This is a genomic window from Streptomyces sp. NPDC006339 (assembly GCF_040612775.1).
GTDB lineage: Bacteria > Actinomycetota > Actinomycetes > Streptomycetales > Streptomycetaceae > Streptomyces.
In genome coordinates, this window is record NZ_JBEXQW010000063.1 from 1 (window position 1) to 22680 (window position 22680).

Annotated in this window: 21 protein-coding genes and 1 pseudogene; 9 read left to right on the top strand and 13 right to left on the bottom strand. The window is 74.8% G+C overall.

The window, feature by feature from the left end; translation table 11 throughout:
* Window positions 1–124: 124 nt before the first annotated feature.
* From pepN to ABZ135_RS34170, 4 genes are all read right to left on the bottom strand, one after another.
* A complete protein-coding gene (pepN, locus tag ABZ135_RS34155; protein WP_356701484.1) occupies window positions 125–2608 on the bottom strand; it encodes an aminopeptidase N in 2484 nt (827 codons plus the stop codon).
* Window positions 2609–2712: 104 nt separating this feature from the next.
* Window positions 2713–3729 carry an asparaginase gene (locus ABZ135_RS34160; RefSeq protein ID WP_356701486.1) on the bottom strand — a complete coding sequence of 339 codons (1017 nt, stop codon included), beginning with the start codon at window positions 3727–3729 and terminating at the stop codon, window positions 2713–2715.
* Window positions 3729–4103 (bottom strand): chorismate mutase, encoded by a 375-nt coding sequence (locus ABZ135_RS34165; protein WP_356701488.1) that lies wholly within the window; start codon window positions 4101–4103, stop codon window positions 3729–3731. Before ABZ135_RS34165 ends, ABZ135_RS34160 begins: the two co-directional genes overlap by 1 nt.
* An 11-nt stretch (window positions 4104–4114) precedes the next feature.
* Window positions 4115–5002, bottom strand: a complete 888-nt coding sequence (locus tag ABZ135_RS34170; RefSeq protein ID WP_356701490.1) for an AraC family transcriptional regulator — start codon at window positions 5000–5002, stop codon at window positions 4115–4117.
* Window positions 5003–5097: 95 nt separating this feature from the next.
* Between ABZ135_RS34170 and ABZ135_RS34175 the strand changes: the two genes are divergently transcribed.
* Complete coding sequence (locus ABZ135_RS34175; protein ID WP_356701492.1) at window positions 5098–6894, top strand: beta-galactosidase; 1797 nt, start codon at window positions 5098–5100, stop codon at window positions 6892–6894.
* A 113-nt stretch (window positions 6895–7007) separates the two neighbouring features.
* Here ABZ135_RS34175 and ABZ135_RS34180 read toward each other — a convergent pair whose 3' ends face one another.
* The gene (locus ABZ135_RS34180) at window positions 7008–7793 is read right to left on the bottom strand and encodes a serine protease (RefSeq protein ID WP_356701494.1); all 786 of its coding nucleotides are present in this window, start codon (window positions 7791–7793) and stop codon (window positions 7008–7010) included.
* A gap of 164 nt (window positions 7794–7957) precedes the next feature.
* Here ABZ135_RS34180 and ABZ135_RS34185 point away from each other — a divergent pair.
* Together ABZ135_RS34185 and ABZ135_RS34190 are read left to right on the top strand one after the other, a co-directional pair.
* Window positions 7958–8611: pseudogene (locus tag ABZ135_RS34185) on the top strand (hypothetical protein); the annotation flags it as partial.
* 129 nt (window positions 8612–8740) lie between these two features.
* Window positions 8741–10324 (top strand): ankyrin repeat domain-containing protein, encoded by a 1584-nt coding sequence (locus tag ABZ135_RS34190; RefSeq protein ID WP_356701547.1) that lies wholly within the window; start codon window positions 8741–8743, stop codon window positions 10322–10324.
* Between the two features lie 64 nt (window positions 10325–10388).
* Here the strand turns inward: ABZ135_RS34190 and ABZ135_RS34195 are convergent, their stop codons facing one another.
* Complete coding sequence (locus tag ABZ135_RS34195) at window positions 10389–11264, bottom strand: SDR family oxidoreductase (protein WP_356701496.1); 876 nt, start codon at window positions 11262–11264, stop codon at window positions 10389–10391.
* Window positions 11265–11274: 10 nt separating this feature from the next.
* A complete protein-coding gene (locus tag ABZ135_RS34200; RefSeq protein WP_356701498.1) occupies window positions 11275–12039 on the bottom strand; it encodes an SDR family oxidoreductase in 765 nt (254 codons plus the stop codon).
* Window positions 12040–12105: 66 nt separating this feature from the next.
* Between ABZ135_RS34200 and ABZ135_RS34205 the strand changes: the two genes are divergently transcribed.
* Genes ABZ135_RS34205 through ABZ135_RS34220 form a run of 4 tightly spaced genes read left to right on the top strand, consistent with a single transcriptional unit; the run spans window position 12106 to window position 15468 of the window.
* Window positions 12106–12855, top strand: coding sequence for an enoyl-CoA hydratase family protein (locus tag ABZ135_RS34205; protein WP_356701499.1), 750 nt, complete (start codon window positions 12106–12108; stop codon window positions 12853–12855).
* Window positions 12852–13715: a CoA-transferase gene (locus ABZ135_RS34210; RefSeq protein ID WP_356701501.1), complete on the top strand. Its 864-nt coding sequence runs from the start codon at window positions 12852–12854 to the stop codon at window positions 13713–13715. The genes ABZ135_RS34205 and ABZ135_RS34210 overlap by 4 nt, the downstream gene beginning before the upstream one ends.
* On the top strand, window positions 13712–14425 hold the full coding sequence (locus tag ABZ135_RS34215) for a CoA-transferase (protein WP_356701503.1): 714 nt from the start codon (window positions 13712–13714) through the stop codon (window positions 14423–14425). The genes ABZ135_RS34210 and ABZ135_RS34215 overlap by 4 nt, the downstream gene beginning before the upstream one ends.
* On the top strand, window positions 14422–15468 hold the full coding sequence (locus ABZ135_RS34220) for a nitronate monooxygenase (RefSeq protein WP_356701505.1): 1047 nt from the start codon (window positions 14422–14424) through the stop codon (window positions 15466–15468). The genes ABZ135_RS34215 and ABZ135_RS34220 overlap by 4 nt, the downstream gene beginning before the upstream one ends.
* An 82-nt stretch (window positions 15469–15550) precedes the next feature.
* Here ABZ135_RS34220 and ABZ135_RS34225 read toward each other — a convergent pair whose 3' ends face one another.
* Genes ABZ135_RS34225 through ABZ135_RS34240 form a run of 4 tightly spaced genes read right to left on the bottom strand, consistent with a single transcriptional unit; the run spans window position 15551 to window position 19354 of the window.
* A complete protein-coding gene (locus tag ABZ135_RS34225; protein WP_356701506.1) occupies window positions 15551–16708 on the bottom strand; it encodes an acetyl-CoA C-acetyltransferase in 1158 nt (385 codons plus the stop codon).
* Window positions 16709–16755: 47 nt separating this feature from the next.
* The gene (locus ABZ135_RS34230; protein ID WP_356701508.1) at window positions 16756–17373 is read right to left on the bottom strand and encodes a TetR/AcrR family transcriptional regulator; all 618 of its coding nucleotides are present in this window, start codon (window positions 17371–17373) and stop codon (window positions 16756–16758) included.
* Between the two features lie 29 nt (window positions 17374–17402).
* Window positions 17403–18185, bottom strand: a complete 783-nt coding sequence (locus ABZ135_RS34235) for an SDR family oxidoreductase (protein WP_356701510.1) — start codon at window positions 18183–18185, stop codon at window positions 17403–17405.
* Window positions 18182–19354 carry an acyl-CoA dehydrogenase family protein gene (locus ABZ135_RS34240; RefSeq protein WP_356701512.1) on the bottom strand — a complete coding sequence of 391 codons (1173 nt, stop codon included), beginning with the start codon at window positions 19352–19354 and terminating at the stop codon, window positions 18182–18184. Before ABZ135_RS34240 ends, ABZ135_RS34235 begins: the two co-directional genes overlap by 4 nt.
* 57 nt (window positions 19355–19411) lie before the next feature.
* Here ABZ135_RS34240 and ABZ135_RS34245 point away from each other — a divergent pair, with 57 nt between their 5' ends.
* Window positions 19412–20566, top strand: coding sequence for an acyl-CoA dehydrogenase family protein (locus tag ABZ135_RS34245; protein WP_356701514.1), 1155 nt, complete (start codon window positions 19412–19414; stop codon window positions 20564–20566).
* Window positions 20566–21588, top strand: coding sequence for an acyl-CoA dehydrogenase family protein (locus tag ABZ135_RS34250; RefSeq protein WP_356701516.1), 1023 nt, complete (start codon window positions 20566–20568; stop codon window positions 21586–21588). The genes ABZ135_RS34245 and ABZ135_RS34250 overlap by 1 nt, the downstream gene beginning before the upstream one ends.
* Window positions 21589–21595: 7 nt before the next feature.
* On the opposite strand, the gene ABZ135_RS34255 is transcribed toward ABZ135_RS34250, so the two are convergent.
* Both ABZ135_RS34255 and ABZ135_RS34260 read right to left on the bottom strand, forming a co-directional pair.
* The gene (locus ABZ135_RS34255) at window positions 21596–22195 is read right to left on the bottom strand and encodes a pyridoxamine 5'-phosphate oxidase family protein (protein WP_356701517.1); all 600 of its coding nucleotides are present in this window, start codon (window positions 22193–22195) and stop codon (window positions 21596–21598) included.
* A 62-nt stretch (window positions 22196–22257) separates the two neighbouring features.
* Complete coding sequence (locus ABZ135_RS34260) at window positions 22258–22635, bottom strand: VOC family protein (protein WP_356701519.1); 378 nt, start codon at window positions 22633–22635, stop codon at window positions 22258–22260.
* Window positions 22636–22680: the final 45 nt, after the last annotated feature.

Here is a 22680-nt window from a genome sequence, read left to right on the forward strand (position 1 = left end):
AACACCCCCATCACGTGTTTTTGTTTTTTTTGAGTGTAGTTCTGAAGTGGGCTATTCACCCCCGCCCCCCCCGCCCGGCCCGGGGCGCCCCCGGCCAGAGGGGCGCGCCCCGGCGGGCCGGGGGTCAGTCGCGGGCCTTCAGGGCCCTCCTCACATCGTCGAGTTGGTCGGTCAGCTTGCGGTGGAGGGCCGGGAGCATGGGGTGCTGGGCGAGGTGGCGCTCGCCCAGGGAGAGGGAGGCGGCGTCGACCGCGTAGGAGGGGAAGGCCCAGCGGCCCGCCGCCTCGGCGATGGCGGGGCCGCGGCGTTCGGCGAGGGCGACGGCCGCGGGGTAGAAGCGGGGCACGTAGGGGCCGACGAGCTCGGACTGCTCGGGCTGCCAGAAGCCCTGGGCGGTGGCGGTGAACAGGTAGTTGGAGAGGTCGTCGGAGTCGAACATGGCCGACCAGGCGGCCTCCTTCGCCTCCGGGGTCGGCAGCGCGGCCCGGCAGCGGGCGGCGCCCTCCTGGCCGGTGGCGCTGGGGTCGCGGTCGAGTTCGGCGGCGACGGCGGCCTCGTCGACGGCACCGAGGACGGCGAGTCGGGCGAGGATGCGCCAGCGGAGCTCGGGGTCGAGCTCGGGTCCGCCGTGGACGGTGCCGTCCTCCAGCCAGGCGGCGATCTTCTCCGGGGTGGTGGCGCTGTCGATGAAGGCGCGGACCGCCGTGAGGCGCAGGCCCGGCGAGTCGCCGTCCTCGGTGCGGCGCAGCAGGTCGCGGGTGAGGGCGGTGAGGGTGGCGAGGGCGCCGGGGCGGTCGGCCTCGGAGACGTAACGGTCGGCGATCTGCGTACGGGCGAAGCCCAGCACGCCCTGCACGACGGCGAGTTCGGTCTCCTCGGGGAGGTGGGCGAGGGCCGTCTCCAGGTAGGCGGCGGGCTCCAGTTCGCCGTCGCGGACCATGTCGCGCAGGGCGTTCCAGACGACGGCGCGGGTGAGCGGGTCGGGGATGCGGGAGAGGGAGCGCAGGGCGGTCTCCCGGGACACCTCGTCGAAGCGCATCTTCGTGTAGGTGAGGTCGCCGTCGTTGAGGACGACGAGCGCGGGGCGCGGGCCGTCGAGCGGGATCGGCGCGTCCTGCGGGACGTCGGCCCACACGCGCTCGCGCAGCAGCAGGTCGCCGGCCGCGTCTCGGTCGTACACGCCGACGCGGATCCGGTGGGGCCGGCTGCCGTCCCGGTCCACGGTGAGCCGCCACCGCTTGCCCCCGCCCTCCAGGCGCGGGGTGAGGGTGTCGACGCCCGTCGTGCGCAGCCACCGCTCCGCCCAGCCGTGGACGTCGCGGTCCGTCGCCGCGGCCAGGTTGTCGATGAAGTCGGCGAGCGTGGCGTTGCCGAACCGGTGCCGCTTGAAGTGGATGTTGATGCCGGCGAGGAAGTCCTCCTCCCCCATCCACGCGACGAGCTGGCGCAGCGCGGAGGCGCCCTTGGCGTAGGAGATGCCGTCGAAGTTGAGCAGCGCGGAGGCGGTGTCGGGGACGGCGTCGGGGTCGGGTGCGACGGGGTGGGTGGAGGGCCGCTGGTCGGCCTCGTATCCCCATGCCTTGCGGGTGACGCCGAAGTCGGTCCAGGTGTCGGCGAAGCGGTCGGAGCACGCCTCGTTGACGGTCTGGAAGCCCATGTACTCGGCGAAGGACTCGTTGAGCCAGATGTCGTCCCACCAGCGCAGGGTGACGAGGTCGCCGAACCACATGTGGGCCATCTCGTGCGCGATGACCATCGCGCGGGTCATCCGCTCGGTGTCGGTGACGGCGGAGCGGAAGACGAACTCGTCGCGGAAGGTGACGAGTCCGGGGTTCTCCATGGCGCCCGCGTTGAACTCGGGGACGAATGCCTGGTCGTACGAGTCGAAGGGGTACGGCTCGTCGAACTTCTCGTGGTAGCGGTCGTAGCAGGCCCGGGTGACGTCGAGGATCTCGTCGGCGTCGGCGTCGAGGTGGGGCGCGAGCGAGCGGCGGCAGTGGATGCCGAAGGGGAGGCCGGCGTGCTCGGTGCGGATCGAGTGCCAGGGCCCGGCGGCGACGCAGACGAAGTAGGTGGAGAGCGGCGGGGTGGGGGCGGCGGTCCAGCGGCCGTCGGGCTGCTGCTCGGTGATGCCGTTGGCGAGGACGGTCCAGCCCTCGGGGGCGGTGACGGAGACCTCGAAGACGGCCTTGAGGTCGGGCTGGTCGAAGGCGGCGAAGACGCGCTGGACGTCCTCCATGAACAACTGGGTGTAGACGTAGGTCTCGCCGTCGGTGGGGTCGGTGAAGCGGTGCATGCCCTCGCCGGTGCGCGAGTAGCGCATGGTGGTGCTGACGCGGAGGGTGTGCTCGCCCTCGGTGAGGGTGAGCGGGAGCCGGTTGCCGTCCAGGGCCGCGGTGTCGAGCGGCTCGCCGTCGAGGACGGCGGAGTGGAGGGTTTCCGGCTTGAGCTCGACGAAGGTGTCCCCGGCGGCGCGGGCGGTGAAGCGGATGAGACTGGTGGACGCGAAGGTCTCGTCGCCGGTGGTGAGGTCGAGGTCCACGGTGTAGTGGTGGACGTCGAGGAGCTGGGCACGGGTCTGCGCTTCGTCGCGCGTCAGTACGGACATGGGCCCATGCTGCCCGATGGTCCGCGGCCCGGGGAGAGGGGTGCGGGATTACGCGGGGAGCGATACGGCCCCGGGGCCGGGGGCCGGGCCGGGCGCGGCCGGGGTCAGGCCAGGCCCGTACCGTCCAGGTGCGCGAAGGCGGCGGAGATCCGGGGGCGGTCGTAGCCGGCGGGGCCCTTGGCGCCGCTGGAGAGGAGGGCGTGCAGGAGCAGGCGGGCCTTGGCGGGGGCGAGCGGTCCGGCGGGGATCAGGCCCCGGTGCAGCAGGTCGGACTCGGAGCCGGGGCCGCGGTAGGTGTGGGAGAGGGTCGCGCCGGCGCCCGTGCGGGAGGCGAGGACGACCGGCATCCGGGCGGTGAGCGCGGCCAGGGGGTCGACGAGCCAGGCCGGTACGTGGCCGGCGCCGAAGGCGGCGACGACCAGGCCGTCGTACCGCTCGGCGACGGTCTCGAGGAGTTCGCCGCGGTCGCCGAGGGAGAGGGTCAGCAGGGCGACCCGTACGGCGGGGTCGAAGTCCAGGGGGCAGAGCCGGGTGGGGACGGCCGGGCGGAGCAGCACGCGCGGGGTGCCCTCGACGACGGCGCCGAGGGGGCCGGCGCCGGGCGAGGTGAAGGTGGCCACGGAGGTGGTGTGGGCCTTGTGGGCGAAGCGGGCGGCGTGGATCTCGTCGGCGAGGACGACCAGGACGCCGAGACCGCGGCAGCCGGGGTCGGCGGCGACGGCGAGGGCGGCGGCCAGGTTGGCGGGGCCGTCGGCGCCGGGCAGGTCGGGGCGGCGCATGGCGCCGGTGACGACGACGGGCTCCTCGGTGGTGCACAGCAGGTCGAGCAGGAAGGCGGTCTCCTCCAGGGTGTCGGTGCCCTGGACGACGACCACGCCGGAGCCGGCGGCGACGGTCGCGGCCACCTCGCCGGCGAGGGCCTTCAGGTCCTCGAAGGAGAGGGAGGAGCTGGGGACCCGGCGGAAGTCGCGGAGCTCCACGTCCGGGGTGCCGCCGGGGGCGCCGGGGCCGGCGGGGACGACGCCGAGCCCGGCGAGCACCTCGGTCCCGGTCATGCGGGCCGCGTCACCGCCCCGCGCGGAGATGGTTCCCCCCAGCGTGAATACGGTGACGCGCGCCATCAGCGTGCTCCGTCCGTCATCGGTCCGTCGGCGGCCGCGGCGACCGGTCCCTGGGCCGGGGGCGCTTCGGTGACCGTTCCGTCGGCGATCGTCTCGTGGTGCCGGATGACCTCGGCGATGATGAAGTTCAGCAGCTTCTCCGCGAACGCCGGGTCCAGTTTCGCGCTCCCGGCGAGTTCCCGCAGCCGGGCGATCTGGCGGGACTCGCGGGCCGGATCGGCGGGCGGCAGGTGGTGCTTCGCCTTGAGGACGCCGACCTGCTGGGTGCACTTGAAGCGCTCGGCGAGCATGTGGACCACCGCCGCGTCGATGTTGTCGATGCTCTCGCGCAGTCGGGTCAGCTCGGCCCGTACGGACTCGTCGATCTCGCTCATGACCAGCGAGCCTATCCGGATCCGCCGAGGATCGTCGGCGGGTGTTCGGGATCCGGAACGGTGTGGCTCCAGCCGCCCGGCACGGTCCTGCCCTGCTGTTCGCGGAAGCGGATGGGGGCGGTGCCGACCCGGCGGGTGAAGAGCCGGGAGAAGTAGGCGGGGTCGTCGTAGCCGACGCGGCGGGCGACGGCGGCGACCGGCAGGTCGGTGCCGGCGAGGAGTTCCTTGGCGCGGCCGAGGCGGACGGTGAGCAGGTAGTCCTTGGGGCTGCAGCCGGCCGCGCGGCGCACGGCGGTGCGCAGTTCGGCGGCGGTCATGCCGTGCCGGGCGGCGTGTTCGGCGACGGTCAGGCGGCGGTCGGCGTCGCGGGCCAGGGCGGCGAGGACGGGGTCGCCGTCGGCGTTGGTGTCGGCGCGGGCACGGCGCAGGGCGACGAGGAGTTCGTGGACGGCGGCGCCGGTCTCGACCTCCAGGAGGGGGTTGCCGGGGCGGGCGGCGCGGGCGATGCGGGCGATGGCGGCGCGGGCGGGGGCGGCGTCGGCGAGGGGGACGACGGGTCGGTCGGGTTCGATGTAGCCGAGCTCGGTGTAGGTGGCGGTGGCGGGTCCGGAGAAGTCGACGAAGGACTCGTCCCAGCCGGTGCCGGGGTCGGCGGAGTAGTGGTGGGGTACGCCGGGGGTGAGCCAGATCAGGGCGGGGGCGGTGACGGTGGTGCGGCGGCCGTCGGTGCCCCGGTACCAGCCGCTGCCGGAGCTGACGACGACGGCGACGTGGTGATCGAGGGTGCGCGGGCCGACGGTGGGCAGGGCCCCGTGCTGGAGCCCGACGCCGAGGCAGACCAGGCCGAGGCGGTGGTGCACGGGCCCGGGCGTGAAGTAGCGCATCCAGGTGTGATACACGGCGCGACCGCCTCCCCGACCTCGTTCCGAACGTCCAAACCGCCACGATCTTTGTCCATGGACCGGTCCGCCGCCAGAGGGTGAGGGTGAGGCGCATGAGCGAGTTCAGCCGGTTCACGGTGGGTGACGAGGACTTTCTTCTCGACGGCAGGCCGGTGCGGCTGCTGTCCGGGGCGCTGCACTACTTCCGGGTGCACGAGGAGCAGTGGGACCACCGGCTCGGGATGCTGCGGGCGATGGGTCTCAACTGTGTCGAGACGTATGTGCCGTGGAACCTGTACGAGCCGGAGCCCGGCCGGTACGGGGACGGCGGCCGGTACGGGGACGGGGACGTGGGCCGGTACGGGGGCGTGGACGCGCTCGGGCGGTTCCTGGACGCGGTGGCGCGGGCGGGGATGTGGGCGATCGTGCGCCCGGGTCCGTACATCTGCGCCGAGTGGGAGAACGGCGGGCTTCCCCACTGGCTGACGGGGCGGCTCGGGCGGCGGGTGCGGACGGACGACGCCGCGTACCTGGGGCATGTGGAGCGCTGGTTCCGGCGGCTGCTTCCGCAGGTGGTGGAGCGGCAGATCGGGCGGGGCGGCCCGGTGATCCTGGTGCAGGTGGAGAACGAGTACGGCAGTTACGGCACGGACGCGGGCTATCTGCGGCGGATGGCGGACCTGCTGGTGGAGTGCGGGGTGGAGGTGCCGCTGTTCACCTCGGACGGCCCGGAGGACCACATGCTGACGGGCGGTTCGGTGCCGGGCGTCCTCGCGACGGCGAACTTCGGCTCCGGGGCGCGCGAGGCGTTCGAGGTGCTGCGCCGGCACCGGCCGACGGGGCCGCTAATGTGCATGGAGTTCTGGTGCGGCTGGTTCGACCACTGGGGCACGGAGCACGTCGGGCGGGACGCGGCGGACGCGGCGGCGGCGCTGCGGGAGATCCTGGAGTGCGGGGCGTCGGTCAACGTGTACATGGCGCACGGCGGCACGAACTTCGCCGGGTGGGCGGGGGCGAACCGGGCGGGGCGGCTGCACGAGGGCGCGCTGCGGGCGACGGTGACCTCGTACGACTATGACGCGCCGGTGGACGAGGCGGGGCTGCCGACGGAGAAGTTCTGGCGGTTCCGGGAGGTCCTCGCACCGTACGCGGAGGGGCCGCTGCCGGAGGTTCCGGCGCCGCCGGTACGGATCGGGGCGCCCGCGGCGGGCGCGGTGGAGGGCTGGGCGCCGCTCGCGGAGGTCCTGGAGGTCCTCGGCGACGAGGAGTCGCGGACGCCGTTGCCGCCGAGCTTCGAGGAGCTCGGCGTGGACCGGGGCCTGGTGCGCTACCGGGTGGAGGTGCCGGGTCCGCGTCAGCCGTACCCGCTGTCCGTGACGGGGCTGCGGGACCGGGCGACGGTGTACGTGGACGGTGTCCTCGCGGGGGTCCTGGACACGGAGGAGGCGGAGCTTCCGGAGCCGGTGGCGGGGCCCGCGGTCGTGGACCTGTGGGTGGAGTCGCTGGGCCGGGTCAACTACGGGCCGAGGCTCGCGGAGCCGAAGGGCCTCACGGGCGGGGTGCGCCACGAGCGGCAGTATCTGCACGGGGTACGGGCCCGGGGCCTGCGGCTCGACGCGTTCACGGCGGCGTCCGTGGGCGCGCTGCCCTTCCGGGAGGTCCCGGAGGGAGCGGGCCGCGGCCTCTACCGCGGCACGGTCGAGGTGGGAGGCCCGGGGGACGCGTGGCTGCGGCTGCCGGGCGGCGACCGGGGCTTCGTCTGGGTCAACGGCTTCTGTCTGGGCCGCTACTCGGCCCAGGGCCCGCAGGACTCCCTCTTCGTCCCGGGCCCGGTGCTGCGCGAGGGCGCGAACGAGGTGTGGGTCCTGGAGCTGGCGGACGGCTCGGGAACCGGGGTGGAACTGACCTGAGCGCGGTCGCGCCGGGCGGGGGGCGGGGCGGTCCGGCGCGGGCAGGGGTGAGGGCCCGGGGCGTCGGCCCCGGGCCCTCACGCTTCAGGTACGGGTGGGCGTACGGCTGCGGGTTACAGCGTCGCCGCGGCCGACTTGATGGCGGAGGCGAAGGTGGAGACCTCGGTGTAGACGCCGGGGTAGCCGGCCCGGGCGCAGCCGTAGCCCCAGCTCACGATGCCGACCTGGATCCAGGCGCCGGCGTTGTCCCGGCGGAACATCGGGCCGCCGGAGTCGCCCTGGCAGGTGTCGACGCCGCCCTGGTTGTAGCCGGCGCAGATCTCCTCGCCGGGGACGAGGTCGGAGCCGTACGCGGACTGGCAGTCGGCGTCGGAGACGAACGGGACGTTCGCCTTGAGCAGGTACCGCTGCTGCGAGCCGCCCTCGCGGGTGGCGCCCCAGCCGGCGACGGTGAAGGTGCCGCTGTTGTACGCGGTGGTCTCGGCGATCTTCAGGTTCGGCAGGCTGGTGATGGGCGAGGCGAGCTTGATGAGGGCCCAGTCCTTGCCCTGGCCGTTGTAGCCGGGGGCCTGGTAGACCTTGGTCGAACGGACCTTGATCGCGCTGCTGGACTGGAGGTCCACGACGCCGGCGGTGGCGGTGATGCTGGTGTTGTTGCCGGAGCCGCTCACGCAGTGCGCCGCGGTGAGGACGATCTGAGGCGTGATCAGGGAGCCTCCGCAGCCCATGGAGAGCCTGACCATCCAGGGGAACTCGCCCTGGGCGGCGCGGGTGCCGCCGACGACGGGCGCCGGGGCGGCCGAGGCGGTGGTGGTGGGCTGGAGGCTGACGGCGGCGAGGACGACCGCACCGGCCGCGGCGAGTTTCTGCAGTGCGCGAACCAGTCTGTTCTTCTTCATGCGACTGCCTTCCTTCATGGGGGGTTGACCTCGATGGCATGCGCCCGTCAAGGCTTGGTCCGGATTATGGGGAGCGCCCAACGGCGGTCACAAGGACGCCTTTTCGGCCAGACGGGGGACACGGGGGCGGCGCCCGTACCCTGGACGGCGGGGGGTGGTCCGGCGTGCCGCACAGCGATGAAGTCTCCCCCGTGCCGCGCGGTTTCCCGCACCTCGACACGGTCCGGGCCTCGATCGCCGCGCTCTACCGGTGTCTCTCCCCCGACGGCGTACGGCGCTACGACACGAGCGTCGCCGCGGCGGACGTGCGGGTGGACGAGGCCGGCGGCCCGCATCCCGGCGCCCGGCGCGTCGCCCGCGCCCTCGTCCGCCACCTGCGGCTTCCCGAGGCCCGGATGGTGGTGGGCTTCCGCGCCATGGAGCACGCGGCGAGCGTCGAACTGACGGCGGGTCCGGAGTACGTCGTCGCGCTCAACGACCGTTTCCGGACGCATCGCCGCGACATCGGCGCGGTCCTCGCCCACGAGGTCACCCATGTGCTGCTGCACCGTCTCGGGCTCGCCTTCCCCACCACCGCCGAGAACGAGATCCTCACCGACGTCGTCGCCACGTACCTGGGCGCGGGCTGGCTGCTCCTCGACGCCTTCCGGCAGGACGGGGTGACGAGCCAGAAGCTCGGCTATCTGACGCCGGAGGAGTTCGGCTACGTCCTGGCCGAGCGGGCCGAGGTGTTCGGCGAGGATCCCTCGCCGTGGTTCACCAGCGCGGTGGCGTACGAGGCGTGGGTACGGGGCCGGGCGGAGGCGGCCCGGGACCGGCGGCGGGTCCGGAGTGCGGGGGGTGGGAGCCCGGTGCGGGGTGTGCCGTACGGGGCCGGAGTGCGCGCCGTGGCGCCCGTGAGGGAAATGGATTTGCGCCATTCGTACCGCTCGGGTGAGGGTCGGCACATGAGCAAGGTGTTCGACGCGCTGGTGGAGGGGGACGACGACGCCCTGGTCCGGGCCCTGCGGGAGGGGGCGGACCCGGAGGGCCGGGACGACGGCGAGACGCCGCTCTATCGCGCGGCCCTGGCGAACCGGCCCGTCGCGGTCCGCGTGCTGCTCGCCGCCGGGGCGGACCCGGCGCGGGCGAGCGGTGAGGACGACGGGGACCTGCCGCTGTGCGGGGCGGCGTGCGGCGGCCACGCCGAGGTCGTGCGGGCGCTGCTCGCGGCGGGGGCGGATCCGGACCAGGAGGAGGCGTACGGGTTCACCGCCCTGGCCTGGGCGGTACGGCTCGGGCACACGGAGGTGGTCCGGGCGCTCCTGGAGGCCGGCGCGGCCCCGGACCGGCCGGGCCCGGACGGGCTCGTCCCGCTGACCGCCGCCGCCCGCCGGGGCTCGGCCTCCGCCGTCCGCGCCCTGCTCGACCACGGCGCCGGGGGCACACGCGGGATCCTGGAGGAGGCGCTGGCGGAGGCCCGGCGCTGGATCGGCGTCGACATGGCGGCGGTGCTGCGGCGCGGGCTCGTGGAGAGCGGCGGGGTGGGCGACACGTACGAGGCGGTGGTGCGGCGGGTCCCCGAGGACGGCGGGGTGACCGTGGTGGTCGAGCTGCTGCGGGAGGACGGCGCGCCGAGCCGGGGTGACGAACGGCAGACGAGCCACGCCGCCATCGCCACGCTGCTTGAGGGCGCGCTCGGGATCCGCGTTCCGCACGAGGAGCTGGCCGACCGGGCGCTGCGCTGCGGCGCGTCCGACCGGGACGACTGGACGACGGCGGTCGCGGCGCTCGCGGACCGCGCCGACGCGACGGTCCTCGCCGCCGCCACGGCCTGGTGCGCGAGCCCCTCCCCGCTCCGCCGCGCCCTGGCCGCCCGCGTCCTCGCCGCCCTTCCGCCGGCCGTGCGGACGGGCGCGGTCCCGGCTCTGCGCCGGCTGGCGAGGGAGACCGCCGCCGGGTCAGCGCCGGGCACCCTCCGGCCGGAGCCCGGCGAGCCCGCGCCCCACACGCTCGGGCCGCAGGCGGGGCCGGCGAACGGCCTGGCGGGCCCCGCGCACGAGCGGGAGCTCGCGCTCGCCGTCGCGTTCGCGCTCGGGGAGTGCGGGGACGCCGGTCTCGTGCCCGAGCTGCTCGCGTTCGCCCGGCATCCCGAGGCGGAGGTGCGGCGTCAGGTGGCCGCCTCGCTGACGGGGCTCGTGCCGGTGGGGGACGAGCAGGCCGTCGCCGTCCTCGTCGCGCTGAGCCGCGACCACGATCCCCGGGTCCGGGACTGGGCCACCCTCGCGCTCGCCGAGCTGCCGGGCGACCCGCCCGCCGTGCGGGAGGCGCTCGCCGCCCGGCTCGCCGATCCCGACCCGGACGCCGCCGCCGAGGCGGCCCGCGGCCTGGCCATCCGTCAGGACCCGCGCGCGGTCGAGGCCCTGGCCCGCGTCCTGGCCGACGGCGACCCGGAAGGCGCCCCGCGCGAAACGGCCCTGGCCGCCCTCGACCACATCCGCGACCCGCGGATCAGGACCCGCCTGGAATGGACGACGCCGCGCTGCCGCTGACCCCACCGGCCGGGCGCTTACCGGCCCGGGGCGGCGCCCAGCGCGTACCGGCCACCCCCTGTCCCTACGCCCCGTACACCTTCCCCGGCGGCCGCGCCTGCGACAGGAGCTTCAGGACGGTCTCGCCCGCCTCCGTCGGGGTGTAGCGGGCGCCCTTGTCGGTGGTGGGGCCGGGGTGCCAGCCGTGCATGACGGTGAGGCGGCCGGCCTCGGACTCGAAGACGCGGCCGGTGACGCCGGCCGAGGCGGCGGAGCCGAGCCAGACCACGAGGGGGGAGACGTCCTCGGGGAGGGCGGTGAGGTCGGTGAAGGTCCGGGCGGTCATGCGGGTTCTGGCGGCGGGCGCGATGGCGTTGACCAGGACGCCGTAGCGGGCCAGTTCGGCCGCCGCGACCAGGGTGAGGGCGACGACGCCGGCCTTGGCGGCCGCGTAGTTGGCCTGGCCGACGCTGCCGAGGAGACCCGCGCCGGAGGTGGTGTTGACGACCCTGGCGGTCACCGGGCGCCCCGCCTTCGCCTCGGCGCGCCAGTGCGCGGCGGCGTGCCGCAGGGGCAGGAAGTGGCCCTTCACATGGACCCGCACGACCGCGTCGAAGTCGTCCTCGCCGAGGTTGACGAGCATCCGGTCGCGCAGGAAGCCCGCGTTGTTGACGAGGGTGTCGAGCCGCCCCCAGGTGTCGAGGGCGGTGCGGACGAGGGAGGCGGCGCCCTCCTCGGTGGCGATGTCGCCGCCGTGGGCGACGGCCGCGCCGCCGCCCGCGCGGATCTCGTCGACGACCCGGGCGGCGGGGCTGTCGGGGCCGGGGCGGCCGTCGAGTCCGACGCCGAGGTCGTTGACGACGACCTTGGCGCCCTCGGCGGCGAAGGCGAGGGCGTGGGCGCGGCCGAGGCCCCGGCCGGCGCCCGTCACGATCACCACGCGTGCGTCGCACAGTCCCATGTCGCTCTCCTCAGCAGTCCTTGTCGACGGTCGCGGCGTCCAGGAACGCGGGGCGCTCCCCGCCCCCGTGCATCAGGAGCGAGGCTCCCGTGATGTAGGCCGCCCGGTCGGAGGCGAGGAAGACCGCCGCCTCGCCGATCTCGGACGGTTCGGCGAGCCGGCCAAGCGGCACGGTCGCGCCGACCGCGGCGATGCCGCCGGCGTCGCCGTAGTGCAGGTGGGCCAACTCGGTCCTGACCATGCCGAGGACCAGGGTGTTGACCCGGACCTCGGGGGCCCACTCCACGGCCATGGAGCGGGCGAGGCTGTCCAGGCCGGCCTTGGCGGCGCCGTAGGCGGCGCTGCCCGGGGAGGGCCGGGTGCCGCTGACGCTGCCGATCATGACGATCGAGCCGCGGGCGGCGCGGAGCGCCGGGTGGGCGGCGAGGGAGACGGTGAGCGGGACGGTGAGGTTCAGTTCCAGGACCTTGGCGTGCCGTTCGGGGCCGCCGTCGCCGAGGAGGCGGTACGGGGTGCCGCCGGCGTTGTTGACGAGGGTGTCGAGCCGTCCGTGCCGCCGGACGACGCGGGCGACGAGGTCGGCGGCCGCCTCGGGGCGGCGCAGGTCGACGGCCTCGAATGCGGCCGCGTGGCCGGCTTCGGCGACCGGCTCGTCCGGGGGTCTGCGGGCGCAGACGACGACCTCGGCCCCGGCCCGCAGCAGGGCCCGCGCGATGCCCGCGCCGACCCCGCGGGTTCCGCCGGTGACAACGGCGACCCTCCCGTCCAGCTCCATCGGCTGCTACCTTCCCTCCAGGCATGCACCTAACAAACGTTTGGTGGAAAGGTAGCTGATCCGCTGATGGGTGTCTCCACCTCACGCCCGGACAAGGGCGTCGCCCGCGTCACCGTCGACTTCCCTCCCGTCAACGCCCTTCCGGTGCGGGGCTGGTACGAGCTCGCCGACGCCCTCCGCGCCGCCGGGCGCGACCCGGAGGTCCGCTGCGTCGTCCTGGCCGCCGAGGGCCGCGGCTTCAACGCGGGCGTGGACATCAAGGAGCTCCAGCGCGACCCCGGCCACGACGCGCTCATCGGCGTCAACCACGGTTGCGCGGAGGCGTTCGCGGCGGTCCACGACTGCGCGGTGCCGGTGGTCGCCGAGGTCGCCGGCTTCTGCCTGGGCGGCGGCGTCGGGCTCGCCGGCAACGCCGACGCGATCGTCGCCGCCGAGGACGCCGTCTTCGGCCTGCCCGAACTCGACCGGGGCGCGCTGGGCGCCGCCACCCACCTGGCCCGGCTCGTGCCCCAGCACCTGATGCGCGCCCTGTACTACACCGCGCGCACCGTCACCGCCGCCGAGCTGCACGCCCACGGCTCGGTCTGGAAGGTGGTGCCCCGGCCCGAACTCCCGGGCGCCGCCCTGGAGCTGGCGGCGGAGATCGCGGCGAAGGACGGCACCCTCATCCGGCTCGCCAAGGCCGCCCTCAACGGCATCGACCCCGTCGACGTGCGCCGCAGCTACCGCTTCGAGCAGGGCTTCACCTTCGAGGCGGCGCTGAGCGGCGTCGCCGACCGCGTCCGCGACACCTTCGGCGGCGGGGAGGGCACGTGACCGACAAGACCATGACCCCCGAGGACGTCGTGGGCCGGCTGCGCTCCGGCATGACGATCGGGATCGGCGGCTGGGGCTCGCGGCGCAAGCCGATGGCCCTGGTCAGAGCGCTGCTCCGGTCCGAGATCAGTGATCTCACGGTGATCTCGTACGGCGGCCCCGACATCGGCCTGCTGGCCGCCGCCGGCCGGATCCGCCAGCTCGTCGCGCCCTTCGCGACCCTGGACTCCATCCCCCTCGAACCCCACTTCCGGGCCGCCCGCGAGCGCGGCGCATTCGAGCTGACCGAGCTCGACGAGGCGATGTTCATGTGGGGCCTGCACGCCGCCGCCAACCGGCTGCCGTTCCTGCCCGTGCGGGCCGGCCTCGGCTCGGACGTGATGCGGGTCAACCCCGGCCTTCGGACGGTCGTCTCCCCGTACGAGGACGGCGAGGAGTTCGTCGCCGTGCCCGCCCTGCGCATGGACGCCGCCCTGGTCCACCTCGACCGCGCCGACCGGCTCGGCAACGGCCAGTACCTGGGCCCCGACCCGTACTTCGACGACCTGTTCTGCGAGGCCGCCGACACCGCGTACCTCTCGTGCGAGCGGATCGTGGACTCCTTCGGCCCGGACACCGTGCCGCAGACCCTGCTCGTCTCCCGGCACAGCGTCGGCGGCGTCGTCGAGACGCCCCACGGCGCCCACTTCACCTCCTGCGTGCCCGACCACGACCGCGACGAGCCCTTCCAGAAGCTCTACGCCACCACCCCCTGGCCCGAGTTCGCCGCGCGCTTCCTGTCCGGCAGGAGCGAGGAGGACTACCAGGCCGCCGTACGGGCCTGGCACAACGCACGCGAGGAGCGGAGGCGGCAGCCGTGACCAGCCGAGCGGAATACTGCGTGATCGCGTGCGCCGAGGCGTGGCGGGACGAGGGCGAGGTGCTCGCCAGCCCCATGGGCCTGATCCCGTCCATCGGCGCCCGTCTCGCCAAGCGGACCTTCTCCCCCGACCTGCTCCTCACCGACGGCGAGGCCCTGCTCGTGGACCTCGACGGGCGGCCCGAGGGCTGGCTGCCGTACCGCAGGCACCTCACCATGGTCACCGGCGGCCGGCGGCACGTGATGATGGGCGCGAGCCAGATCGACCGCTACGGCAACCAGAACATCTCCTGCATCGGCGACTGGGAACGCCCCTCCCGCCAGCTCCTCGGCGTGCGCGGCGCGCCCGTCAACACCCTGAACAACCCGGTCAGTTACTGGATCCCGAAACACTCGCCGCGGGTCTTCGTCGAGCGCGTCGACATGGTCAGCGGCGTCGGATACGACCGTGCCGTCGGCCCGTACCACCGCCTCCCCCGGGTCGTGACCGACCTCGCCGTCCTCGACTTCGCGACGCCCGACCGCACGATGCGGCTGGCGTCCGTGCACCCGGGCGTGACGGTCGACGAGGTGCGGGCCGCCACCGGCTTCGCGCTGGCCGTCGACGCGGACGTGCCGACCACCCGCGAACCGACCCGCGAGGAGCTGCGGCTGATCCGCGAGGTGATCGACCCCGACGGGCTGCGGGAGCGGGAGGTCGCCCCGCGATGAGGACGCCGCTCACGGAACTCGTCGGGGTCCGCCATCCGATCGTGCAGACCGGCATGGGCTGGGTCGCCGGCCCCCGGCTGGTGTCGGCCGCCGCGAACGCGGGCGCCCTCGGCGTGCTCGCCTCCGCCACCATGACCGTGGACGAACTGCGCGCCGCCGTACGGAAGGTGAGGTCCCGCACCGACGCCCCCTTCGGGGTCAACCTGCGGGCCGACGCGGCCGACGCCCGGGAGCGGGTCCGGGTCGTCGTCGAGGAGGGCGTCCGGGTCGCCTCCTTCGCCCTCGCGCCGTCCCGCGAGCTGATCGCCGAGCTGAAGGACGCCGGGGTCGTCGTCATCCCCTCCGTCGGGGCGCGCCGGCACGCCGAGAAGGTGGCGGCCTGGGGCGCGGACGCGGTGGTCGTCCAGGGCGGCGAGGGCGGCGGGCACACCGGCGAGGTGGCGACGAGCGTGCTGCTGCCGCAGGTGGTCGACGCGGTGGACGTCCCCGTCGTCGCGGCCGGCGGCTTCCACGACGGGCGAGGGCTCGTCGCCGCCCTCTCCTACGGGGCGGCGGGCATCGCCATGGGCACCCGCTTCCTGCTCACCTCCGACTCGACGGTCCCCGACGCCGTCAAGGCGCGGTATCTGGCGGCGACGGTCAAGGACGTCACGGTCACCACCGCCGTCGACGGGCTGCCGCACCGGATGCTGCGCACCGAGATGGTCGCCGCGCTCGAAGGCGCGGGCCGGCTGCGGGCCCTGGCGCAGGCCGTGCGGCGCGCGGCCGGTTTCCGCGCGCTGAGCGGTCTCTCCTGGACGGCGATGGTCCGCGACGGGCTCGCGATGCGCCACGGCCGGGACCTGTCCTGGAGCCAGGTCCTGCTGGCCGCGAACACGCCGATGCTCCTGAGGGCCTCCATGGTCGAGGGCCGCACCGACCTCGGCGTCATGGCCTCCGGACAGGTCGCGGGGGTGATCGAGGACCTGCCGAGCTGCGAGGAACTCGTCGCCCGGATCATGGCCGAGGCCGCGCACGTGCTCCGTACGCTTCCGCCTCCGTAAGGGCAGCCCGTAAGGGCGTCCCTGTGAGGGCGTCCCCGTGAGGGCAACCCCGTAAGGAAGCCGGCCCTGCCGCCGTGCGCGCCTACAGCCGCTCGATGATGGTCACGTTGGCCTGGCCGCCGCCCTCGCACATGGTCTGCAGCCCGTAGCGGCCGCCGGTGCGCTCCAGTTCGTGGAGGAGGGTGGTCATGAGCTTCACGCCGGTCGCGCCCAGGGGGTGGCCGAGGGCGATGGCGCCGCCGTTGACGTTGACGCGGTCCGGGTCGGCGCCGGTCTCCTTCAGCCAGGCGAGGACGACCGGGGCGAACGCCTCGTTGATCTCGACCAGGTCGATGTCGTCGATGGTCATGCCGGTCTTCCTCAGGGCGTGGGCGGTGGCCGGTATCGGCGCCGACAGCATCCGGATCGGGTCCTCGCCGCGTACCGACAGGTGGTGGACGCGGGCGCGCGGCGTCAGTCCGTGCGCGCGCACGGCCCGCTCGCTCGCGATCAGCATCGCGGCGGCGCCGTCGGAGACCTGGGAGGAGCAGGCGGCCGTGATGGTGCCGCCCTCGACGACGGGCTTCAGGCCGGCCATCTTCTCCAGGGTGGTGTCGCGGCGCGGGCCCTCGTCGGCGGTGACGTCGCCGAAGGGGACGGTCTCGCGCGTGAAGCGGCCCTCGTCGACGGCGCGGATCGCCCTCTGGTGGGAGCGGAGGGCGAACTCCTCCTGGGCGCGGCGGTCGATGCCCCATGTGGCGGCGATGAGCTCGGCGCCGTGGAACTGGTTGACCGGCGCGTCCCCGTAGCGGGCCCGCCAGCCCTCGGAGCCGGCGTAGGGGCCGTCGGTGAGGCCGAGGGGTGCGGCGGCCTGCCGGGAGGCGAAGGCGATGGGGACCATGGTCATGTTCTGGGTGCCGCCCGCGACGACCAGGTCCTGGGTGCCGGAGAGCACGCCCTGGGCGGCGAAGTGGACGGCCTGCTGGGAGGAGCCGCACTGGCGGTCGACGGTGACGCCGGGGACCTCCTCGGGGAGTCCGGCGGCGAGCCAGCAGGTGCGGGCGATGTCGCCGGCCTGCGGGCCGACGGTGTCGAGGCAGCCGAAGACGACGTCCTCGACGGCGGCCGGGTCGATGCCGGTGCGCGCGACGAGGGCCTTGAGGACGTGGGCGCCGAGGTCCGCCGGGTGGACGGCGCCGAGCCCGCCCCCGCGCCGGCCGACCGGGGTGCGGACCGCGTCGACGATGTATGCCTCGGCCATGGCTGTTCCTCCTCGTGGGGACGACCGGTTACGGCCGTCGCGGCTGGTCAGGGCGTGCGTACGGCGATCCCGTCGAGCACCATCGACAGGTACTGGCGGGCGATCTCCTCGGGGCTGTGCATTCCGCCGGGGCGGTACCAGGACGCGGCGACCCAGACGGTGTCGCGCACGAACCGGTAGGTGAGCCGGACGTCGAGGTCGGCGCGGAAGACGCCGGCCGTGACGCCGCGCTCCAGGGTGCCGAGCCATGCCTTCTCGAACTTGACCTGCGAGTCGGCGAGGTAGTGGAAGCGGGGCTGGTCGGCGAGGTGGCGGGCCTCCTTCTGGTAGATGGCGACGGCGGCGCGGTGCCGGTCGATCTCGCGGAAGGACTCGGTGACGAGGGCCTCGATGGTCTCGCGGGGGCCGAGCCCGGCGTCGAGGACGGCGTCGTAGCCGTCCCACAGCTCGGTCAGGAAGGTGGAGAGGATCTCGTCGAGCATCGATTCCTTCGAATCGAAGTGGTAGTAGAGGCTGCCGGCGAGCATGCCCGCCTCGTCCGCGATCTTCCGGACGGTGGTGGCGTTGTACCCCTGGGCCGCGAACACCTCGGCGGCCGTGTCGAGGAGTTCCCTGCGCCGCTCGGGCGAGGCGGTCACCTGCGTCTTCTTCTTGGTCGTTGGCACGCGTCCATTGTCGTCCCACGTCGAGCGCGCTACGGGTGCCGGCTGCTGACCGAGACCGTCTCGCCGGTCATGTACGAGGAGTAGTCGCTGGCGAGGAAGACGATGACGTTGGCGACCTCCCAGGGCTCGGCGTGCCGCCCGAACGCCTCGCGTGCGGTGAGCTCGGCGAGCAGGTCGGCGGAGGTGACCTTGGCGAGGTGGGGGTGCAGGGCGAGGGAGGGGGCGACGGCGTTGACGCGGACTCCGTAGGCGGCGGCCTCGACGGCGGCGCAGCGGGTGAGGGCCATGACGCCGGCCTTGGCGGCCGCGTAGTGGGCCTGGCCGGCCTGGGCGCGCCAGCCGAGGACGGAGGCGTTGTTGACGATGACGCCCTGGGTGCCGCTGTCGCGGAAGTGGCGCAGGGCGGCGCGGACGCAGCGGAAGGTGCCGGTGAGGGTGACGTCGAGGACCCGGTGCCACTGCTCGTCGGTCATGTCGGCGAGGGCGGCGGTGCCGCCGAGGCCCGCGTTGTGGACGAGGACGTCGAGGCCGCCGTGGAGCCGGGCGGCGCGTTCGTACAGGGCTTGGACCTGGGTCTCGTCGGTGACGTCGCAGGGCTGGGCGGCGACGTTCGCGGCGCCGAACTCGGCGGCGAGGGCGGCCTCGGTCTCCTTCAGGCGCCGGGTGTGGGCGTCGCTGACGAGGACGCGGGCGCCCTCCTCCAGGAGGCGACGGGCGGTGGCGCCGCCGATGCCGGCTCCGGCGGCGGCGGTGACGACGGCGGTGCGGCCGGCGAGCAGGCCGTGCCCGGGGACGTACGGCGGTGGGGTCATCCGCGCGGCTCCTTCGGGAGGCCGAGCACCCGCTCGGCGAGGATGTTCCGCTGGATCTCGCTGGATCCGGCGTAGATGGTGTCGGCGCGGGAGAAGAGGAACAGCCGCTGCCAGTCGTCGAGTGCGTACGGCGGGCCGGAGGCGAGGGTGGCGGCGGCGCCGCGCACGTCCATGGCGAGCTCGCCGAGGTCGCGGTGCCAGTGGGACCAGGCGAGCTTGACCGCGGACGGGTCGGTGCCGCACAGGGCGTGGGCCCGCAGGGTGCGCAGGCCGGCCCAGGCGCGGACGAGCCGGTCGCGGATCAGGGGGTCGGCGGCGGCGCCGTTGGCGCGGGCGAGGGCGAGGAGGGCCGCCAGTTCGCGGCGGAAGCCGACCTGCTGGCCGAGGGTGGAGACGCCCCGCTCGTGGCCGAGGGTGGCCATGGCGACGCGCCAGCCGTCGCCGGGGGCGCCGACGACATGGGAGGCGGGGGTGCGGGCGCCGTCGAAGAAGACCTCGTTGAACTCGCTGGTGCCGGTGAGCTGGGTGATGGGCCGGATCTCGACGCCGGGCTGGTCGAGCGGGACGAGGAGGCAGGAGAGCCCGGCGTGGCGCCGGGAGCCCGGTTCGGTCCTGGCCAGCACGAAGCACCACTGGGCCTCGTGGGCGAGGGAGGTCCAGGTCTTCTGGCCGTGCAGGACCCAGTGGTCGCCCTCGCGGACGGCGCGGGTGCGGACGGCGGCGAGGTCGGAGCCGGCGCCGGGTTCGCTGTAGCCCTGGCACCACAGCTCCCGGACGGCGCGGACGGCGGGCAGGAAGCGGGCCTTCTGTTCCTCGGTGCCGTGGTCGATGAGGGTGGGGCCGAGGAGCTGTTCGCCGATGTGGTTGACGCGGGCGGGGGCGCCGGCGAGGGCGTACTCCTCGTGGAAGGCGATCTGCTCCTCGATGCTCGCGCCGCGTCCGCCGTGCTCCTTCGGCCAGCCGACGCAGGTCCAGCCGTGGTCGGCCATGTGCCGTTCCCAGGCGAGCCGTTCGCCGAACGCCTCGTGCTCGCGGCCGGGGCCGCCGAGCCCTCGTAAGGCGGCGAACTCCCCGCCGAGCCGGTGCTCCAGCCAGTCGCGTATCTCGGCGCGGAACTCCTCGACACCGCTCGTGGCGCCGCCCATGGGGCTGCTCGTGGCGCTGCTCATGGCCGTACGTTAACCTACCAAACACTTGTTAGGGAAGGATCGAGGAGGCGGCGCCCCATGGACCTGACCCCCACCGCGGACGAGGAGGACTTCCGCGCCGAGGCGCGCGCCTGGCTGCGCGCCCACGTGCCGGCCGGGCCGCTGCCGTCCCTGGAGACCGAGGAGGGCTTCGCCGCGCACCGCGCCTGGGAGGCCGAACTCGCCGCCGCCCGCTGGTCGGTGGTCTCCTGGCCCGAGCGCTACGGCGGCCGGGACGCGGACGTGTTCCGCTGGCTGGCCTTCGAGGAGGAGTACTACGCGGCGGGGGCGCCCGGCCGGGTCTCGCAGAACGGCATCCACCTGCTCGCCCCCACCCTCTTCGCGCACGGCACCGAGGAGCAGCGGGCCCGGGTGCTGCCCTCCATGGCGACCGGTGAGACCGTCTGGGCGCAGGCGTGGTCCGAGCCGGAGGCCGGCTCGGACCTCGCCTCCCTCACCTCCCGGGCGGTCCGCACCGACGGCGGCTGGCTGCTGTCCGGGCAGAAGACCTGGTCCTCGCGGGCGGCCTTCGCCGACCGGGCCTTCGGGATCTTCCGCACCGACCCGGGCCCGGCGGCGGAGGGCCGGCCGCACCGGGGCCTGACCTACCTGATGTTCGACCTGCGGGCACCCGGCCTGACCGTGCGGCCCGTCGGACGGCTCGACGCGAAACCGGCCTTCGCGGAGCTGTTCCTGGACGGGGTGTTCGTGCCGGACGAGGACGTCATCGGCGCGCCCGGGGAGGGCTGGCGGATCGCCATGTCCGCCACCGGCGACGAGCGCGGGCTCACCCTCCGCTCCCCCGGCCGTTTCCTGGCCGCCGCCGACCGGCTCGTCCGGCTCTGGCGCACGCACGGGGACCCGGCCGACACCGCGCTGCGCGACCGGGTCGCGGACGCGGTGATCGGGGCCCGCGCCTACCGGCTGTTCACCGCGGCCGCGGCCTCCCGGTGCGCGGCGGGAGCGGCCCTCGGCGCCGAGTCCAGCCTCACCAAGGTGTTCTGGTCGCGGCTCGACCTCGCCCTGCACGAGACGGCGCTCGATCTGCTCGGCCCCGAGGGCGAGCTGGCGGACACCGCGTGGGCCGAGGGGCATGTCTTCTCGCTCGCCGGGCCGATCTACGCGGGCACGAACGAGATCCAGCGCGACATCATCGCCGAGCGGCTGCTCGGCCTCCCGAAGGGCCGCCGCTGATGCGTTTCCTGCCGACCGACGAACAGCGCGCCTTCGCGCGCTCCCTGGACGCGATGCTGACCGGCGCCGGCACCCCCGCGGCGGCCCGGGCCTGGGCGGCGGGCGACCCGGGTCCCGGGCGCGCCCTGTGGCGGCGGCTCGGCGAGGCCGGTGTGTTCGCGCTCGCGGTCCCCGAGGCGTACGAGGGACTCGGCCCGCTCCCCGTCGAACTCGCCCACGCCTTCGTGGAGGTGGGGCGGCACGCGGTCCCCGGCCCGCTGGTGGAGACGGTCGCGGCGGCGGCCCTCCTCGCCGGGCTCGCCGAGCGGGGCGAGACCGGACCGGCGAGACGCTTCCTGCCGGGCATCGCCGCGGGCGGCACCACGGCGACCCTGGTCCTGGCCCGGGACGCGCTCGCCCTGGACCCGGACGCCGCCGATCCGGTGCTCGTCGTCGACGGCGACGCGCTGTGGATCGCCCCCGGGCACGAGGGGATACGGGTCTCCGCCGACCCGGTACGGCGCCTGGCCCGCCCCGCGCGCGGCGGCGAGCTGCTCGCGGCCGGACCCGCCGTGCCGGCCGCGGCCGCGCGGGCCCGGCGCTGGGCCCTGCTCGCGACGGCCGCCCAGTCCCTCGGCGTGGGGCTCGCCCTCCTGGACCGGACGGTGGCGTACGCGCGGCAGCGCACCCAGTTCGGGGCGCCGATCGGCGCGTTCCAGGCGGTCAAGCACCGGCTCGCGGACACCCTGACCGGCCTCGAGTTCGCCCGGCCGCTGCTCTTCGGCGCCGCACTCACCTTCGAGGAGGGCGACCTCGCGGCGGCGAAGGCGGCCACCGGCGAGGCCGCGTACGCGGCGGCCCGCACCGCCCTGCAGATCCACGGAGCCGTCGGCTACACCGACGAGCTCGACCTCTCCCTCTGGCTGCGCAAGGCGCGCCCCCTGCGCGACGCCTGGGGCACGCCCTCCTGGTGCCGGGAACGGGTGCTCGCGGACGGCGCGGCGGGGCCGGCCCGCGCCGGCCGCCGGGACCGCCACCCGTGACCACCGGTCAGGGCCGCCCCCGGCGGTCTCGGCCGTCCCCGGGCTCGACCCGTGGCGGACTGTCGTCGGTGCCGCGCCGCACCGTCCGTACCGGCCGCCCCGGAGCCCAGGCCCGGACGACGAGGTCCTCGCCCTCCACGGAGGTGCGGACGACCTCCGTGAGCTCGACCCGGAAGAGGTGGAAGGGCTGCGGGGCGCCGGCCTCCCGGGCGTACCACGCCAGGGTCTCCGGGTCGGTGATCTCGACCGCCCGTCCGGAGAGCCGGACGTCCCCGCCGCCCATGCCGGTGCCCTCGCCGGGATTGGCGAGCAGCGAGAAGCGGGGGTCGCGGCGGACGTCCAGGGCCTTGCGCGAGTTCGGCATCATGCCGAGCCACAGGCCGCCGTCGCGGAAATCGGCCTCGATGCCGCTGAGACGCGGGGAGCCGTCCTTGCGGAGGGTGGCGAGGGCGTGGTGGGTGTACTGCCCGAAGCGCTCGCGCACGGCGGCGGCGAGCTCGGGTTCGGCCTTCTCGAAGGCGGCCCAGGTGGCGGTCGGCGCGGTGGCCGGCGTCGTGGCCGGCCTGGCCGTCGGCGTGGCGGACGGCGTGGTTCCGGTGTCTCCCATGCCTCCAGGGAACACCGGAACCCCGACATCCTCTGTCCGGATTACTCCGGACCAGGCACGGGCTAGGCGCCCTCGCGCTCCGCCTTGCTGCGCTCGACGCAGAACTCGTTGCCCTCCGGGTCGGCGAGGACCACCCACCCGGTGCCGTCCGGGCGGCGCTGGTCGTCGACGAGGGTGGCGCCGAGACCGAGGAGCCGCTCGACCTCCTCGTCGCGGGTGCGGTCCTGCGGCTGGAGGTCGAGGTGGACCCGGTTCTTCACGGACTTCTTCTCGGGCACCTGGATGAAGAGGAGGCCGGCCCCCGGCGAGTCGACCAGGGCCTCGGGGTCGCCGGGCCGGTCGTCGTCGGAGACCTTGGAGTCGAGCACCTGGGCCCAGAAGCCGGCCAGGGCGTAGGCGTCGGAACAGTCGATGGTCACATGTCGCACGAGAGAGCTCATGCGGTCACTATCGCGCGGGGGCACGGCCCTTGACCAACGGTTTGC